Source organism: Pseudomonas cichorii (genome assembly GCF_003700275.1).
GTDB classification, from domain to species: Bacteria; Pseudomonadota; Gammaproteobacteria; order Pseudomonadales; family Pseudomonadaceae; genus Aquipseudomonas; species Aquipseudomonas cichorii_B.
Genome location: NZ_RBRE01000075.1, coordinates 52,994 through 69,793, shown reverse-complemented (window position 1 = coordinate 69,793; position 16,800 = coordinate 52,994). Strand labels below are relative to the sequence as shown.

Genomic DNA, 16,800 nt, shown 5'->3' with positions numbered 1-16,800 from the left:
TTATGTCTTATTGCGCATCCTGCGCTACGTCCATGGATTTAGAGTAACTTTGGATCCATTTTTAGGGAAGAGGCAAAAAGCCAACACAACATGTAAGCAAATGCTTACAGACTGTAATCTCAGAACTGTGACGCATCCATCAGGAACAGCGATTCGCTGCCGGCGCGCACGCTGGCATTCAGGGAATGGATACGCGGCAGCAGGCGTGCGAAGTAGAAACGCGCCGTGCTCAACTTGCTGGCGTAGAACTCCTCCTGCCCTTCCTTGCCCTGCGCAGCCTTGGCCATCATTGCCCACATGTAGGCATAGGCGGTGTAACCGAACAGGTGCAGATACTCCACGGAAGCAGCACCGATTTCGTTGGGGTTGGCCCGCGCACGGTCCAGTACCCAGCGGGTGAGTTCATTGAGCATATCCAGCGCAGAGCCCAGAGGCCTGGTGAATTCGGCCAGGGAACCGTCGGCACCGTTGATGAATTCGCGGACCTCGTCGGCGAACAACTGATAGAACGCGCCGTTCGAACCGACAATCTTGCGCCCCACCAGATCCAGCGCCTGGATGCCATTGGTGCCTTCGTAGATCTGGGTGATGCGCACGTCACGAACCAGTTGCTCCTGGCCCCACTCGCGAATGTAGCCGTGACCACCGAATACTTGCTGGCCATGCACCGTGGTTTCCAGCCCGATATCGGTGAGGAAGGCCTTGGCGACCGGCGTCAGCAAGGCCACCAGGTCATCGGCGCGCTGACGAGCGGCTTCGTCTTCACTGAACTTGGCGATATCCAGTTGCAGCGCCACATAGCTGGAGAACGCCCGGCCACCTTCGTTGAAGGCCTTCATGGTCAGCAGCATGCGCCGTACGTCAGGGTGGACGATGATCGGGTCAGCGGCCTTGTCCTTGTTCTGCGCACCGGTTGGCGCACGACTTTGCAGGCGGTCGCGGGCATATTCCACGGCGTTCTGGTAAGAGCGCACGCCAGAAGCCAGCCCCTGGATGCCAACGCCCAGACGCTCGTAGTTCATCATGGTGAACATCGCCGCCAGGCCCTTGTTGGGCTCGCCGATCAGATAACCGATGGCATCGTCGAAGTTCATCACGCAGGTGGCCGAAGCCTGGATGCCCATCTTGTGCTCGATGGAGCCGCAACTGACGGTATTACGCTCACCCAGGCTGCCGTCCTGGTTGACCATGAACTTGGGCACCAGGAACAGCGAAATGCCTTTGGGACCGGCTGGCGCATCGGGCAACTTGGCGAGGACCAGATGGATGATGTTCTCGGTCAGGTCATGCTCACCACCGGTGATGAACACCTTGCTGCCGGTAATCCTGTAGGAGTTGTCTGTCTGAGGAATGGCCCTGGTGCGGATGATGCCCAGATCGGTGCCCGCATGGGCTTCGGTCAGGCACATCGAACCGCACCAGGTGCCTGCATACATGTTCGGCAGGTAAGTCGCCTTGAGTTCTTCGCTGGCGTGGGTATTGATCGAGACACAGGCGCCAGTGGTCAGCATCGGGTACAGGCCGAACGCCAGGCTGCCGGAGTTGAGCATTTCCTCGACCTGCGCCGAAACCACCTTGGGCATGCCCATGCCGCCGAAATCCGGATTGCCGCCAACGCCGACCCAGCCGCCTTCGGCGTAAATCCGATAGGCTTCGGGGAAACCGGCCGGGGTAGTCACGACGGTGTCGTTCCAGTGGCAACCTTCTTCATCGCCGTTACGGCTGAGCGGAGCGATGGTTTTACTGCATACCTTGCTCGCTTCTTCGAGGATCGCATCGACTGTCTCGGCATCGACCGTTTCGGCCAGAGCCGGTAACTGGGCCCAGAGCCTGGAAACCTCGAACACTTCATTGAGGACGAAACGCATATCGCGCAATGGCGCTTTGTAGTCAGCCATGACAAACCTCACAAGCAAGGAACTGGAAACCTGAAAAAGAAGATCCAGGCATGCGGCATGCCGGATCAGGTGGCAATGTCCAAGAGTCTAACCGAACAACGTTTCAGAGACATAGGGTCATGGCGTGACTATAAATAATAAACAAGTCACACCCAAATCTGACCGACGAAAAGACACGGCGCTGCCCGACAGACTGCACCGTACGATCCTGAATCGTCTATCTCAAGTTGTGGGTTCGGCAGTGCGCACCGCGCCGCGTCGATTCTGCTGGCCGTGGGCAATCACACAGTTGCGGCCTGCGCCCTTGGCGGCATAGAGCGCCTGGTCGGCAGACTTGAGCACTTCTTCGGGAGTGCGCTGCTCCGGCTGACGCTCGGCAACACCGATACTGACCGTCACCGAAACACTGTTCGAGGCGGTCGCGCCCCGTCGCTGTCGGCCTTGTTGGTCGTCCTTGGGGCGATCATCCTTGTTGCGCAGCAGTATTTCGTAATTGGCGATACTCTCGCGGATGGCTTCCAGATGCGGCAGGCATTCCTCAAGAGTCTTGCCCGCGAAGACGATGGCGAACTCCTCACCGCCATAACGGTAAGCACGCCCGCCGCCATTGGTGATCTTCGACAGCTTGCTGGCTACCAGACGCAGCACCTGATCGCCCACATCGTGGCCATGGGTATCGTTGAATTTCTTGAAGTGATCGACGTCGCTCATGGCCAGCACATAGTTGCGCCCCAGTCGCTGCATGCGCTCATTGAGTGCCCGACGTCCCGGCAGCCCGGTCAGTTCATCGCGGAACGCCATCTGGTAAGCCTCATGGGCGACGGCGGCGGCAATCATCAGCATCACCTGGCTGCATAGAATATTCAGGGTGAACGGCAGGATGAAGGTCTTGGGCAAGGCCCAGAAAAGCCCCAGCAATCCGACGAGCTGCGCGGCGTGCAAGGGACGGGGTTTTTCCAGGTATTGCCAGATCAGCAGGCCGAACGAGCCCAGAAACATCGCATATGACAGCTGGATCAGGCTCATCCACGAACCATGCAATGCCGGCCAGCGAATATCCGCCAGCCAGGTCTGCACTTCAACGGGGTAGCTCTGCTCAAGGCCGAAGGCAACGCTGCCCACCGCAACCAGCACCGCGATACGCGCCACCAGATCCTGGAACAGGTGAGTGCGCTCCTCCCAGGCGGCATACAGCCCGAACAAGACTGGCAAGAGCAGGCAGACCAAGTGAAAGATCACCGCCGCATCTTCCCGGACCTTGCCGTTGTCGCGGTAGTAATCAGTCTGGGTATCCAGCAGGAAATAAGCGGTGTAGACGGTGATCATCAGAAACAGCTCACGCTGGCGTCGATACACACAGCAATAAGCACCACCCAGCAGCAATACCAGGGTCGGCAACACATTGAACAGGGAGGTGAAGAAAACGTTCAGGTCCTTGACGTAGGCAGCCGCCAGTCCTGCAACGAACAAAGCTGCAGAAGGAAGAAAATGGCTCAAGCGTGCAGCGGATGGACGCAACAAGGGGAATATCTCCTACTCGGCATCGGAGTGAATATCTGGAGTAATGGCATTGTGCCTCTATCCAGTGAGCAATGCATACAGCAGGATTGATAGCGGGCTACTTTTCTGTAACGGCAGCAGATCGAAAAGGTTTATTGATTGAGTGAGCAAAGAAGGCGGTTTGCCAGCTCTTTCATGCAAACACTAAAAAGCCGCCTGACCCCGGAGGGCCAGACGGCTTTGCACAGCGACCGGGCTTATCAGTAAGCCAGGCCGAAGTCTTCTTCTTTCATGTCCATCAGGTTGCCGGCACCGGAAAGGATAGCGGCGACATGCGTACGGGTACGCGGCAGGATGCGCTGGAAGTAGAAGCGCGCAGTCTGCAGCTTGGCGGTATAGAACGCTTGCTCGGAGGTACCGGCTGCCAGCTTCTCGGCCGCCAGGCGCGCCATGTCGGCCCAGAAGTAGGCCAGGCAGGCATAACCGGAATACATCAGGTAATCCACCGAAGCGGCACCGACTTCTTCGCGATCCTTCATGGCGGCCATGCCCACTTTCATGGTCAGTTCGCCCCACTCCTTGTTCAGCGCAGCCAGCGGCGTGACGAACTCCTGAACGCTTTCACTGCCTTCGTTGGCCTGGCAGAACTTGTGCACGATCTTGGTGAAGCCCTTGAGCGCTTCGCCCTGAGTCATCAGGACCTTGCGGCCCAGCAGGTCGAGAGCCTGGATGCCGGTGGTGCCTTCGTACAGCATCGAGATGCGGCTGTCGCGAACGTTCTGCTCCATGCCCCATTCGGCGATGAAACCGTGGCCACCATAGATCTGTACGCCATGGTTGGCAGCCTCGAAGCCCACTTCGGTCATGAAGGCCTTGGCAATCGGGGTCATGAACGCCAGCAGTGCATCGGCGGCTTTCTTCTGTTCGTCGTCTTCGCTGTACTTGACGATATCGACCTGCTTGGCCGTGAAGTACACCATGGCCCGCGTACCTTCGGCGAAAGCCTTCATGGTCAGCAGCATGCGGCGCACGTCAGGGTGCACGATGATCGGGTCAGCAGCCTTTTCCGGCGCCTTGGGGCCGGTCAGCGAACGCATCTGCAGACGATCGCGGGCGTATTTCAGGCCGCCCTGGAACGCCACTTCAGCGTGGGCCAGACCTTGCAGTGCAGTGCCCAGGCGAGCGGTGTTCATGAAGGTGAACATGCAGTTCAGGCCCTTGTTCGGCGGACCGATCAGGAAGCCCTTGGCCGAATCGAAGTTCATCACGCAGGTGGCGTTGCCGTGGATGCCCATCTTGTGTTCGAGCGAGCCACAGGTCACCGCGTTACGTTCACCGATGCCGCCATCGGCAGTTGGCAGGAACTTGGGAACGATGAACAGCGAAATACCCTTGGTGCCCGCCGGAGCATCCGGCAGACGCGCCAGCACGATATGGACGATGTTGTCGGCCATGTCATGTTCGCCAGCGGAGATGAAAATCTTGGTGCCGGTGACCTTGTAGGAACCATCGGCCTGAGGCTCGGCCTTGGTACGCAGCATGCCCAGGTCGGTACCGCAGTGAGATTCGGTCAGGCACATGGTGCCGGTCCATTCGCCGGACACCAGCTTGGTCAGGTAAGCCTCTTGCTGCTCGGGCGTACCGTGTTCGGAAATGGTGTTCATCGCGCCGTGGGACAGGCCTGGGTACATGCCCCATGACCAGTTGGCCTCGCCCACCATCTCGCTGACCGCAAGACCCAGCGACTCGGGCAGGCCCTGGCCGCCGTGATCGACATCATGCGCCAGGCTTGGCCAGCCGCCTTCGACGAATTGCTTGTATGCCTGTTTGAAACCGGTCGGCGTTTTCACGCCCGCCTCGCTCCAGGTGCAGCCCTCGGTATCGCCGACCCGGTTCAGGGGAGCCAGCACCTGCTCACAGAATTTGGCGCCTTCTTCAAGAATGGCGTCGACCATGTCAGGTGTTGCGTCCTGGCATGCCGGCAGACTTTGATAGTGCGCTTCATAACCGAGCAGCTCATCACGAACGAAACGAATATCACGCAAGGGGGCCTTATATTCAGGCATAGCGATAAACCTCTGCTGATGAATCCTGGAGCGAATGACCGGTCGGTCGCCGGGAGCAGTCTCCCAGGCACCAGACAATCTCGTATGCCTTACGGTCAAACAGGTGTTTGAAACATACGTTTACGCCTAAACCTTGTCAATAGCGCTTCACACACCGTTTGTCATCGATACGCTACAGAGCGCGCACACAAAGGCATACAGCGTTTGCAAAACGATGCAGTGAGTCTAGTTGAGGGAAGAGGAGTTGCGGTGGCGATACAAGCGGTTGATAGCGTGAAATTCAGAAAATGACGCCGTGCGCGGAAGGCACGGCGTGCAGGGGATCAAGCGTAGGTATCGATCAGCGTACCCAGTGCTTCGTCGCTGGCTTTCTGCGCAGCCAGGCCAGCCTGGATCTGCTCTTTGCCAGCGGCCAGCTCAACGATGTTGGCCGGCAGATCGGAACGCTGGCTACGGTCGACCGAGCGCAGGTTCTCAAGCTGGAAATCCGAAGACTGGCTTCTGCCGGACACTTCGATATTGGTGCTGGCGATCTGGGTGGCCGCCTGATCGACACGCTCCTGCCCAACCTGAATCGCGCTCAGGCCTGGATAGAGAGTATTGTTCATGGTGATTTGCATAAGCCGGTCCTCAGTTCAAATAGCGAACAAGTGCTATTGAACCAGTAAATGCAGCGGAATACTCGACAAAAAGACTAATGGCACATAGCCGGATAATAGGTTCTGTCTTGAACGGGGCAAAAGCCCCTTATGCATCAGCGACATAGTGAATATGTTTCAAAATCCGTCGAGCAGTTCCAGATGCAGGTGTTCCGCCACTGCATCGGCAGTCGATTTCTTCAAGCGCGGCACCCGGCCGATGCAAGGTGCGGGCAGACGCTCGGACAGGGTCGCAAGGTTCTCTTCCAGCCGCGAAGTCCTGGGCTCAATGATATTGGCCACCCAGCCCGCCAGCTGCAGGCCGTCACGCGCGATGGCTTCGGCGCTCAACAAGGCATGGTTGATACAGCCCAGACGCACGCCCACCACCAGAATCACCGGCAAGCCCAGGCCCATGGCCAGATCGGACAGGTTGCTCTGATCGGCCAGGGGCACCCGCCAGCCGCCAGCGCCTTCGATCAGGGTGAAGTCGGCGTTTCTGTCCAGCAAGCGCCGCATGGGCTGCAGCAACGAATTCACCGTCAGCGCCACACCCGCTTCGCGAGCGGCCAGATGCGGGGCAATGGCGGGCTCGAATGCCCAGGGATTGACGTCGTCATAGCTCAGCGGCAGCGAACACTCGGCCAGCAAGGCCAATGCATCTGAATTACGCAGGCCTTGCGGCGTGATCACACTGCCGGAAGCGACCGGCTTGCCTGCCGCCGTGCTCAGACCGGACAGCCGGGCAGCATGCAGCAGACCCGCAGCAACCGTGGTCTTGCCAGCATCCGTATCGGTCCCAGTGATGAAATACGCAACACTCATCGGCGGCCTTCCTTGTCTCGCAAGTCCATCAGTTGTTTTCGAGTACCGCATAGACCACTTGATAAGTCGCGGGCAGCCCGGCCTCCTGACGAAACCTTTCATATGCCTGGACCAGGCCCATGATCCGCGCCCTGCCGGTCAAGCCGCCGGGGCGTCCGGGATTGAGGTTGTGGGCGCCCAGTGCCTTGAGTTCATGAGTCAGGCTGCGCACATCCGGGTAATACAGCACATGCGGCCGAACCTCAAGGCTGCGCACCCGCAAACCGCTGGCCGCACACAACTGGCGATAGTCATCCAGCTCACGGAAACGATTGACATGCACCAGCCCGTCGACGCTCTGCCAGCTTTCGCGCAGCTCATGCAAGGTGCCAACACACAGGCTGGAAAACGCGAACACACCGCCAGGCTGCAACACCCGGCGCGCCTCACTGAGTACCGCAGCAAAGTCCGCACACCATTGCACCGCAAGGCTGGAGTAAATCAGTTCGCAACTTTGTGCCTGCATCGGCATGCGCTCGGCATCGCCTGCCACAAAGTGACGGGCACCACCCAATGGCCGGGCATGGCGCAGCATGCCCTGGGCGATATCCAGCGCAACACCTTCGCTGTCCTGAAACTTCTGTCCCAGCACCCGGCTGAAATAGCCGGTGCCGCAGCCCAGATCCAGCCAGCGCGAAGGGCTCAATTCTTCAGGCAGGCGCGCCAACAGCTCATGGCCGACAGCCCGCTGCAAATCGGCCACGCTGTCGTAACTGCCGGCAGCCCGGGAAAACGATTCGGCGACCTGACGTTTGTCGGGCAAGCCGCCCGGTAATTTGACGTGGGAAAGATCAGTCATCGCCCGACTCATGCAAAAAGGCCTGGATCGCCGCAGCCACTCCGTGAGGGTTTTCCAGGATGAAGGCATGGCTGGCCTGTTCAATCAGACCAACTTCAATATCCGGCAACAGTGCCAGCAGATCACCTGCGGCCTCGGCCGGAACGAATGCATCGTGACCGGCAAACAGATGCAGTTGCGGGCCGCGGTAGCTCTGCAAGGCACTGCGGGTGTCGAGCTGCTCCAGCACTTTCAGGCCATCGACCAGCGTGCCGGTCGAGGTATGCGGTGCACCGGCCTTGAGCAGGCGCGACAAACCACGCGGGTCTTCGGCGCCTTGAGTACACAGCAGGCTGAAGCGCTTCAAGGTCGCATCGGCGTCGGCCGAGCAACCGGCCAGAAAGGCCGCGAAGTCACCTTCAGCCATCGCATGGGGCCACGCTCCGCGGGTCACGAAGCTGGCATTGCTGGCCAGGGTCAGCAACCCGCAGCAATCATCGCCGCGCCGTGCCGCCAGCTCCGCAGCCAGCATGCCGCCCAGCGACCAGCCGCCCAGCCAGGCACCGCTCGGGATATTGGCATCCAGTTCGTCGAGCCATTCCTCAAGGTCGCAGCTGTCGAGTTCCGGCAAGGGTTCGATCTCGACCCGCAGATGTTCGTCCAGCCCGCGCAAGGCGGCCGCCAGCGGCTCAAGTGGCGAGACACCAAGGCCCCAGCCGGGTAGCAGGATCAAGCGATCACGCATGCTCGGACTCCATCGGTTCACTTGCACCCAGCAGCGGATAACACTGCTCCAGTGCATTCAACAATAGCTGCACTTGGGCTTCACTGTGCGCAGCGGACAGAGTCACGCGCAAACGGGCGCTGCCAGCCGGCACGGTAGGCGGGCGGATCGCGGTCACCAGCAAACCGCGCTCGCGCAGCATCTGCGACAGGCGCAAGGCACGCCCGGCATCGCCGATCATGATCGGCTGGATCGGCGTGAAGCTGTCCATCAGTTGCAGGCCGATCTGCTCGGCACCACTGCGGAACTGTTTGATCAAGCCTGCCAGATGCTCACGACGCCAATCTTCGCTGCGCAGCAGTTCCAGGCTCTTGAGTGTGGCGCAGGCCAGCGCGGGCGGCTGGCTGGTGGTGTAGATGTAAGGCCGGGCGAACTGGATCAGGGTTTCGATCAACTCCTCGCTACCGGCGACAAAAGCCCCCGAGGTGCCGAACGACTTGCCCAGCGTCCCCACCAGCACCGGTACATCGTCCAGGCCCAGGCCGAAATGTTCGACGATCCCGGCACCGTTGGCACCCAGCGGGCCGAAACCGTGGGCATCGTCCACCATCAACCAGGCGCCTCTGGCCTTTGCGGCCTGCGCCAGCGCGGGCAGATCGGCGATATCGCCATCCATGCTGAACACACCATCGGTGACCACCAACGTATCGCCGATGGCCTTTTCCAGACGCACCTGCAAGCTGGCCGCATCGTTGTGCAGATAACGCGAGAAGCGCGCGCCGCTGAGCAAACCGGCATCCAGCAACGAAGCGTGATTGAGGCGGTCTTCCAGCACGGTATCGCCCTGCCCGACCAGCGCCGTCACGGCACCGAGGTTGGCCATGTAACCATTGGAAAACAGCAGCGCCCGCGGGCGACCGGTGAATTCGGCCAAGGCTTCTTCCAACTGGTGATGCGGGCCGCTGTGACCGATCACCAGATGCGATGCACCGCCGCCGACACCCCAGCGCTCAGCACCCGCCTGCCAGGCGGCGATCACTTCAGGATGATTGGCCAGGCCCAGGTAATCGTTGTTGCAGAAAGCCACCAGCGGCTGACCATCAACGATTACCTGCGGCCCTTGCGGGCTTTGCAGCAACGGGCGCTGGCGATAGAGATGTTCGGCGCGACGCGCATCGAGGCGCGCGCGGAGATCGAAAGACATGCAGGCCCCGGTCTTCGGAAAGGAGATTCAAAGCGGGCCAGTCGCAGCCGGCCCGCTCACAGGGATCAGGCAGACGCGGCGTCGTAGAACATCGCGCTGCTCTTCTGCTCGACCAGCGCCTGCTCGATGGCGGCCTGATGCACTTCATCGGCATGCTCTTCGCGGGCTTCGGGTTTGATGCCCAGACGCGAGAACAACAGCATGTCCTTGTCGGCCTGCGGGTTGGCGGTGGTCAGCAGTTTTTCGCCGTAGAAAATCGAGTTGGCACCGGCGAAGAACGCCAGGGCCTGCATCTGCTCGTTCATTGCCTCGCGACCGGCCGACAGACGAACATGGGATTGCGGCATCAGGATGCGGGCCACGGCCAGCATGCGGATGAAATCGAACGGATCGACTTCTTCGGCGTTTTCCAGCGGCGTGCCCGCGACTTTCACCAGCATGTTGATCGGCACCGACTCGGGATGCTCGGGCAGGTTCGCCAACTGGATCAGCAGCCCGGCGCGGTCGTCCAGCGACTCGCCCATGCCCAGGATGCCGCCGGAGCAGATCTTCATTCCCGCATCGCGCACATAGGCCAGGGTCTGCAGACGCTCGCTGTAGGTGCGGGTGGTAATGATGTTGCCGTAGAACTCCGGCGAGGTATCGAGGTTGTGGTTGTAGTAATCCAGACCGGCCTGGGCCAGCGCCTCGGTCTGATCCTGATCCAGGCGACCGAGGGTCATGCAGGTTTCCAGGCCCATGGCTTTCACGCCTTTGACCATTTCCAGCACGTAGGGCATGTCCTTGGCCGAAGGATGTTTCCAGGCGGCGCCCATGCAGAAGCGGGTCGAACCGATGGCCTTGGCGCGTGCGGCCTCTTCGAGCACCTTCTGCACTTCCAGCAGCTTTTCCTTCTCCAGGCCAGTGTTGTAGTGGCCGGACTGCGGACAGTACTTGCAGTCTTCCGGGCAGGCGCCGGTCTTGATCGACAGCAAGGTGGAAACCTGGACGCGGTTGGCGTCGAAGTGAGCGCGGTGCACCGTCTGCGCCTGAAACAGCAGGTCATTGAATGGCTGTACAAACAGCGCCTTGACCTCGGCTAAAGTCCAGTCGTGACGCAAAGTGGCGGTGGTGCTGGCGCTCATCGGGCGGCTCCTTGGTTTTTTTGGGCAATGCGCCAAGGCGAGGAATGCCCACAAGCGCTACACGGATGTTCGGCATATTTAAGGAAGAGCCATGCACTGTCAACCAGATTACAAACATCAGGTTTACATCTGGTTAAAAAACAAACAAACCTGTTTATTGTGCGATGAATTCAGCGATACACCCTTGCCCATCTGCGTCGCCTGCGAAACCGAACTGCCGTGGCTGGGCGAACAATGTCTGCATTGTGCGCTGCCACTGCCCGCTTCCGGCCTGAGCTGCGGACAGTGCCTGAAACAGCCGCCTGCATTCACGGAAGTGGTCGTGCCCTGGCTGTACGACTTTCCCCTGGACAGCCTGATCACCCGCTTCAAACACCAGAGCCAATGGCCCATGGGCCGACTGCTGGCGGAACTGTACGGACAGTTTCTGCAACACCGCTTCGACGAGGGCCTGCCGCGCCCCGATTGCCTGTTGCCCGTCCCGCTGGCCAGCAAGCGCCTGCGCCAGCGCGGCTACAATCAGGCGGCCATGCTGGCAGGCTGGCTTGGCAAATCCCTGGACCTGACAGTGGACGAGCGCCAGTTACTGCGGATTCGCGAAACAACCGCCCAGCAAGGTCTGGACGCCAAAGGCCGCAAACGCAACCTGAACGGCGCGTTCAAGGTTACCGATCCGGCCTGGGTCCAAGGCAGGCATCTGGCGCTGGTCGACGATGTGCTGACCACAGGTTCCACAGCCGATGTCATTAGCCGCGTGCTACTCAAGAACGGCGCACAGCGGGTGGATATCTATTGTCTGGCGCGGACACCCAAGCCAGGAGGATGATCGCTTCACTCACCAGAAGCCGACTTGTCTTACACTCGCGGTTTCCATCAGCCAGCCACTTGCCGCCATGCCCTTACCGACTCTGCTGACGCAACACATGGTTCGTCGCCCACAGCGTATCGAGTTGCTGCAACACATTGCCGAACAAGGCTCCATTACCCGGGCGGCCAAGAGTGCCGGCTTGAGTTACAAGGCGGCCTGGGATGCCATCGATGAACTGAACAATCTGGCGCAAAAACCGCTGGTGGAGCGCAGCGTCGGCGGACGTGGTGGCGGCGGTGCGAAACTCTCAGTCGAAGGCGAGCGCGTACTGCGTCTCTACCAGCGCTTGCAGACGTTGCAGGCGCAAGTGCTGGAAGCCACCGAAGAAAGCGCCGACCTCGACCTGCTCAACCGCCTGACCCTGCGCACCAGCGCCCGCAACCAGTTGCTGGGCCGGATCGTGAGCATCAACCGTCAGGGGCACAACGACCATATTCGTCTGCAGATGGCCGGCGAAATATTCATCGAGGCGCAGATCACCCACGACAGCACCCTGCGCCTGGACCTGCATATCGATACCGATGTGGTTGCCCTGATCAAGGCAGGCTGGCTTGAGCTGTATCCCCATGAGCACGAAGAAACAAATGGAAACAATTGCTTGTTCGGCCTGATCGAAGCCGTACTTGAAGCGCAAGACGGCCCCTCGGAAGTTCGTATCAATCTGCCTGGCGGCCAGACCCTGTGTGCCCTGGCGCCTTCCGGGCAGCTACTGGCGCTGGGGCTGGAAACCGGCAGTCGGGTGCAGGTCCGCTTTGCTCCCGCGCTGGTATTGCTGGGCACGCTTTTGTAAGCGTCTGTGTCGTCATCGCCGCGACACAATTTCGTCATATAGGGCAATTATCGTGGCTGCCACCTCTGTGGGAGCCGTGATGATGAAATTATTAGAAGAAAATCAATCAACCGACCTCGAAAAGATGGTCGGCCTCACTCGCCGTGGATTCATTGGCGCAGGTGCCCTGTGCGGCGCAGCGATGTTCCTGGGCGGCAGCCTGCTGAGCCGTAGCGCTCTGGCCAACAGTGTCAGCGCTGCATCGAGCCCGTTACTGGGTTTTGCCAGCATTCCGGTCGCCACTGCCGACAGCATCAGCCTGCCAGCGGGCTATACCTCTTCGGTTCTCATCAGTTGGGGCCAGCCACTGCAGGCCGGCGGACCGGCGTTCGATGCCAGCGGCAAAGGCACAGCAAAGGCTCAGGAAGTGCAGTTCGGCGACAACAACGACGGCATGAGCCTGTTTCCGATGCCCGGGCACAAAGACCGCGCCCTGATGGCAATCAACAACGAATACACCAATTACCGCTACCTCTTCGAGCACGGCAAGGAGCCGCAATCGGCCGAAGAAGTGCAGAGGGCACTGGCTGCCGAAGGCGTATCGGTCATTGAAGTCCAGCACAAGAACGGCCAGTGGCAGTTCGTGCAAGACTCGCCGTACAACCGCCGCATTCATGGCAATACGCCCATCGACCTGAGCGGCCCGGCTGCCGGTCACGAATGGCTCAAGACCGACGCCGACACGAGCGGCACCCATGCCCTGGGTACATTCCAGAACTGCGCCAACGGCAAGACGCCGTGGGGCACTTACCTGACCTGTGAAGAGAATTTCACCGACTGTTTCGGCAGCAGCAACCCGGAGCAGAAGTTCGATGCCGGCCTCAAGCGTTACGGCGTGGTGAGCGCCAGCAAGGACATCAACTGGCATCAGCACAACCCGCGCTTCGATGTGGCCAAAAACCCCAACGAGGTCAACCGTCACGGCTGGGTGGTCGAAATCGATCCGTTCGACCCCAAATCCACGCCGCTCAAACGTACTGCGCTGGGCCGCTTCAAGCATGAAAACGCCGCGCTGGCCGAAACCAGGGGCGGACGCGCCGTGGTGTACATGGGCGACGATGAACGTGGCGAATTCATCTACAAGTTCATCAGCCGCGACAAGATCGACCACCAGGACCCCAAGGCCAACCGCAACCTGCTGGATCACGGCACCTTGTATGTGGCGCAGTTCGACGGCGGCGACAGCAACCCGGACCGCCCGAAAGGCAAAGGCCAGTGGATCGAACTGACCCACGGCAAGAACGGCCTGGATGCCGCTGCCGGTTTCAACAGCCAGGCCGAAGTGCTGATCCATGCGCGGCTGGCGGCCAGTGTGGTGAAAGCCACGCGCATGGACCGCCCGGAATGGATCGTGGTCAGCCCCAGGGACGGCCAGGTTTATTGCACGCTGACCAACAACGCCAAGCGTGGCGATGACGGCCAGCCGGTTGGCGGGCCGAACCCGCGGGCCAAGAACCAGTACGGGCAAATCCTGCGCTGGAAGGAAGCCGGAGATAATGCCTCGGCCATGGAGTTCGAGTGGGATCTGTTCGTGGTCGCGGGCAATCCGGTGGTACATGCCGGAACGCCACAGGGCGGGTCGAGCAATATCAACCCGCAGAACATGTTCAACAGCCCGGACGGCCTGAGTTTCGACGCCGCAGGTCGCCTGTGGATACAGACCGACGGCGATTCCAGCAACAAGGGTGACTTCGCCGGCATGGGCAATAACCAGATGCTCTGCGCCGACCCGCAGACGGGGGAAATCCGCCGCTTCCTGGTCGGGCCGATCGGTTGCGAAGTGACCGGCATCAGCTTCGCGCCGGACTACAAGACCATGTTTGTCGGCATCCAGCACCCTGGCGAGAACGGCGGCTCTACCTTCCCCGAGCACCTGCCCAACGGCAAACCGCGCTCTTCGGTGATGGTGATTACCCGGGAAGACGGCGGCGTGATCGGCGCCTGATGTCCCGCCAGCCGCGACGGTGATACATCGGCAGGTGGCCTGTCCGCCAGACAGTTTGGCGGACCCCGGCCAGTCTGCGTTACCATCAGCGGTCGAACGCGGCGACCTGCTGCGCGCAGGAGTCAGCATGGCCCACCCGTTTGCAACACTCACCCCCGACCTCGTTCTCGACGCTGTAGAAAGCATCGGTTTTTTCAGCGATGCGCGCATCCTGGCCCTCAACAGTTATGAAAACCGGGTCTATCAAGTCGGCATCGAAGACGAGCAGCCGCTGATCGCCAAGTTCTATCGCCCACAGCGCTGGAGCAACGAAGCGATTCTTGAAGAGCACAGCTTCACCTTCGAGCTGGCAGAAGTCGAAGTGCCGGTGGTCGCCCCGCTGGTACACAACGGGCAAACCCTGTTCGAGCACGGCGACTTCCGCTTCACGCTGTTCCCGCGCCGTGGCGGCCGAGCGCCGGAGCCCGGCAATCTCGACCAGCTCTATCGCCTGGGCCAGTTGTTGGGACGCATCCATGCCGTAGGCGCAACCCGGCCGTTCGAGCATCGCGAAGCCCTGGCCGTGAAAAACTTCGGCCATGACTCGCTCGACTATCTGCTGAACAACGACTGCATTCCACGCAGCCTGCTACCGGCTTACGAATCGGTGGCCCGCGACCTGCTCAAGCGTATCGAAGATACTTACGCCGCTACGCCGCACACCAATATCCGCATCCATGGCGACTGCCATCCGGGCAACATGATGTGTCGCGACGAAATGTTCCACATTGTCGATCTGGACGACTGCCGTATGGGACCCGCCGTACAGGACATCTGGATGATGCTGGCCGGTGATCGTCAGGAATGTCTGGGGCAACTGTCGGAACTGATGGACGGTTACAACGAATTTCACGACTTCGATCCTTCCGAACTGGCCCTGATCGAACCACTGCGCGCCCTGCGCCTGATGCACTACAGCGCCTGGCTGGCCCGCCGCTGGGACGATCCGGCCTTCCCGCGCAGCTTTCCGTGGTTCGGCACCGAGCGTTACTGGGGCGACCACATCCTGGCCTTGCGCGAACAGTTGTCAGCCCTCAACGAGGAACCGTTGAAACTGTTCTGACCCCGTCATGTGCGCCGCACCGCTCCGCAAGCCTGCGGCACATGCGTCACCACTGTAAAAACCCGTCACCCGTTTCTGAGTAAAAGGACGTTCCATGCAAGCTGCCGATCCACGCCGTGGATATATTCTTGGCCTGTGCGCTTACATCATCTGGGGCCTGTTCCCGATGTATTTCAAACTCCTCTCCGCCGTTCCCGCCCTTGAGATCATCATTCATCGGGCGATCTGGTCGGCGCTGTTCGGCTCCTTGCTGCTACTGGTCTGGAAGCATCCCGGCTGGTGGCGCGAGCTGCGCGAAAACCCCAAGCGACTGGCGGTACTGGCCCTCAGCGGCACCCTGATCGCCAGCAACTGGATGGTTTACGTCTGGGCCGTGAACAACGGGCGCATGGTCGAAGCCAGCCTGGGTTATTACATCAATCCACTGGTCAACGTGCTGCTCGGCATGTTGCTGCTGGGTGAACGCCTGCGACGGCTGCAATGGCTGGCGGTAGGACTGGCCGCTGCCGGAGTTGCCCAGCAGGTCTGGCAGGTCGGCAATCTGCCGTGGGTTTCGCTGATCTTGCCGCTGACCTTCGGCTTCTACGGCCTGATCCGCAAGAAAGCACCGGTCGCCGCCCTGCCCGGCCTGGTAGTGGAAACCTGGATGCTGGTACCGCTGGCTCTGGCCTGGTTGCTGTTTAACCCCATGGCACAAACCGCGCAGCCTGAATTCTGGAGCACCAGCCAGGCGCTGTGGCTGGCCGCTGCCGGCCCGGTCACGCTGATACCGTTGGTGTGTTTCAACGCCGCCGCCCGCCACTTGCCCTACACCACTCTGGGCTTCCTGCAGTACATCGCCCCGACTCTGGTACTCGCCCTGGCAGTCATGCTCTACGGCGAACACCTGAGCACCAGCACCATCGTCACCTTCGTCTTTATCTGGGCAGGCCTGGCGATCTACAGCATTGATGCCTGGCTGAGGCTACGGCGCCGTAGCTGATCAAAAAACAGCCAACTCTTTGCAAGCCACGTTCTACATGGCCTGCAAAGGGTTCTCCAACGGTTATCCACAGGCAGGTTCACCTTATTTGTGCACAAGCCATTGAAACTGTTGAATTTTTGATCAAACCCCGCGAAGCCTTGCTGGCTATGGCGCGCAAGGTAGTCTCCCCAGGTTATCCACAGGCGGGTGCACGATTAATCTGGATAACCTGACTACACGTCAATCCGTGAGAAGCCTGTTCGGTCTGAGAAATCCAAAAATCAGCTCACAGAACT

14 protein-coding genes are annotated in these 16,800 nt (G+C 60.3%); 5 read left to right on the top strand and 9 right to left on the bottom strand.

The features are described 5' to 3' along the window. Window positions 1–119 precede the first annotated feature (119 nt). The 9 genes from ALQ04_RS19865 to bioB all read right to left on the bottom strand — a co-directional run bounded on the left by ALQ04_RS19865 (window position 120) and on the right by bioB (window position 10,796). Window positions 120–1,898 (bottom strand): acyl-CoA dehydrogenase C-terminal domain-containing protein, encoded by a 1,779-nt coding sequence (locus tag ALQ04_RS19865; RefSeq protein ID WP_122317444.1) that lies wholly within the window; start codon window positions 1,896–1,898, stop codon window positions 120–122. A 222-nt stretch (window positions 1,899–2,120) separates the two neighbouring features. Further along, window positions 2,121–3,419, bottom strand: a complete 1,299-nt coding sequence (locus tag ALQ04_RS19860; RefSeq protein WP_122317443.1) for a diguanylate cyclase — start codon at window positions 3,417–3,419, stop codon at window positions 2,121–2,123. 239 nt (window positions 3,420–3,658) lie between these two features. Continuing rightward, on the bottom strand, window positions 3,659–5,464 hold the full coding sequence (locus tag ALQ04_RS19855; protein WP_122317442.1) for a phenylacyl-CoA dehydrogenase: 1,806 nt from the start codon (window positions 5,462–5,464) through the stop codon (window positions 3,659–3,661). A 323-nt stretch (window positions 5,465–5,787) separates the two neighbouring features. Continuing rightward, window positions 5,788–6,084: a pyrroloquinoline quinone biosynthesis protein PqqE gene (locus ALQ04_RS19850; RefSeq protein WP_095068362.1), complete on the bottom strand. Its 297-nt coding sequence runs from the start codon at window positions 6,082–6,084 to the stop codon at window positions 5,788–5,790. A 156-nt stretch (window positions 6,085–6,240) separates the two neighbouring features. Continuing rightward, entirely contained in the window at window positions 6,241–6,927 is a 687-nt protein-coding gene (gene bioD, locus ALQ04_RS19845) for a dethiobiotin synthase (protein WP_122317441.1), read from the bottom strand. A gap of 28 nt (window positions 6,928–6,955) precedes the next feature. After that, on the bottom strand, window positions 6,956–7,765 hold the full coding sequence (gene bioC, locus ALQ04_RS19840) for a malonyl-ACP O-methyltransferase BioC (RefSeq protein WP_122317440.1): 810 nt from the start codon (window positions 7,763–7,765) through the stop codon (window positions 6,956–6,958). After that, window positions 7,758–8,489, bottom strand: coding sequence for an alpha/beta fold hydrolase (locus ALQ04_RS19835; protein ID WP_122317439.1), 732 nt, complete (start codon window positions 8,487–8,489; stop codon window positions 7,758–7,760). The genes bioC and ALQ04_RS19835 overlap by 8 nt, the downstream gene beginning before the upstream one ends. Beyond that, window positions 8,482–9,672 (bottom strand): 8-amino-7-oxononanoate synthase, encoded by a 1,191-nt coding sequence (gene bioF, locus ALQ04_RS19830; protein ID WP_122317438.1) that lies wholly within the window; start codon window positions 9,670–9,672, stop codon window positions 8,482–8,484. Before bioF ends, ALQ04_RS19835 begins: the two co-directional genes overlap by 8 nt. 65 nt (window positions 9,673–9,737) lie before the next feature. After that, window positions 9,738–10,796 (bottom strand): biotin synthase BioB, encoded by a 1,059-nt coding sequence (gene bioB, locus ALQ04_RS19825; RefSeq protein ID WP_122317437.1) that lies wholly within the window; start codon window positions 10,794–10,796, stop codon window positions 9,738–9,740. Window positions 10,797–10,887: 91 nt separating this feature from the next. On the opposite strand from bioB, the gene ALQ04_RS19820 reads away from it, so the two are divergent. The 5 genes from ALQ04_RS19820 to rarD all read left to right on the top strand — a co-directional run bounded on the left by ALQ04_RS19820 (window position 10,888) and on the right by rarD (window position 16,522). After that, entirely contained in the window at window positions 10,888–11,622 is a 735-nt protein-coding gene (locus ALQ04_RS19820) for a ComF family protein (protein ID WP_122317436.1), read from the top strand. A 67-nt stretch (window positions 11,623–11,689) separates the two neighbouring features. Beyond that, window positions 11,690–12,454: a TOBE domain-containing protein gene (locus tag ALQ04_RS19815; protein WP_122317435.1), complete on the top strand. Its 765-nt coding sequence runs from the start codon at window positions 11,690–11,692 to the stop codon at window positions 12,452–12,454. Window positions 12,455–12,536: 82 nt separating this feature from the next. Then, window positions 12,537–14,438 (top strand): PhoX family phosphatase, encoded by a 1,902-nt coding sequence (locus tag ALQ04_RS19810; RefSeq protein ID WP_122317461.1) that lies wholly within the window; start codon window positions 12,537–12,539, stop codon window positions 14,436–14,438. A 127-nt stretch (window positions 14,439–14,565) separates the two neighbouring features. Next, window positions 14,566–15,540 carry a serine/threonine protein kinase gene (locus ALQ04_RS19805; protein ID WP_122317434.1) on the top strand — a complete coding sequence of 325 codons (975 nt, stop codon included), beginning with the start codon at window positions 14,566–14,568 and terminating at the stop codon, window positions 15,538–15,540. Window positions 15,541–15,634: 94 nt separating this feature from the next. Continuing rightward, window positions 15,635–16,522, top strand: coding sequence for an EamA family transporter RarD (gene rarD, locus ALQ04_RS19800; RefSeq protein ID WP_122317433.1), 888 nt, complete (start codon window positions 15,635–15,637; stop codon window positions 16,520–16,522). Window positions 16,523–16,800: the final 278 nt, after the last annotated feature.

Coding starts and splice junctions, on each gene's coding strand:
- ALQ04_RS19810 (WP_122317461.1), top strand. CDS start 12,537: ATGAAATTATTAGAAGAAAATCAATCAACCGACCTCGAAAAGATGGTC.
- bioB (WP_122317437.1), bottom strand. CDS start 10,796: ATGAGCGCCAGCACCACCGCCACTTTGCGTCACGACTGGACTTTAGCC.
- ALQ04_RS19820 (WP_122317436.1), top strand. CDS start 10,888: ATGCACTGTCAACCAGATTACAAACATCAGGTTTACATCTGGTTAAAA.
- bioC (WP_122317440.1), bottom strand. CDS start 7,765: ATGACTGATCTTTCCCACGTCAAATTACCGGGCGGCTTGCCCGACAAA.
- bioD (WP_122317441.1), bottom strand. CDS start 6,927: ATGAGTGTTGCGTATTTCATCACTGGGACCGATACGGATGCTGGCAAG.
- ALQ04_RS19815 (WP_122317435.1), top strand. CDS start 11,690: ATGCCCTTACCGACTCTGCTGACGCAACACATGGTTCGTCGCCCACAG.
- ALQ04_RS19805 (WP_122317434.1), top strand. CDS start 14,566: ATGGCCCACCCGTTTGCAACACTCACCCCCGACCTCGTTCTCGACGCT.
- ALQ04_RS19850 (WP_095068362.1), bottom strand. CDS start 6,084: ATGCAAATCACCATGAACAATACTCTCTATCCAGGCCTGAGCGCGATT.
- ALQ04_RS19855 (WP_122317442.1), bottom strand. CDS start 5,464: ATGCCTGAATATAAGGCCCCCTTGCGTGATATTCGTTTCGTTCGTGAT.
- bioF (WP_122317438.1), bottom strand. CDS start 9,672: ATGTCTTTCGATCTCCGCGCGCGCCTCGATGCGCGTCGCGCCGAACAT.
- ALQ04_RS19835 (WP_122317439.1), bottom strand. CDS start 8,489: ATGCGTGATCGCTTGATCCTGCTACCCGGCTGGGGCCTTGGTGTCTCG.
- ALQ04_RS19865 (WP_122317444.1), bottom strand. CDS start 1,898: ATGGCTGACTACAAAGCGCCATTGCGCGATATGCGTTTCGTCCTCAAT.
- rarD (WP_122317433.1), top strand. CDS start 15,635: ATGCAAGCTGCCGATCCACGCCGTGGATATATTCTTGGCCTGTGCGCT.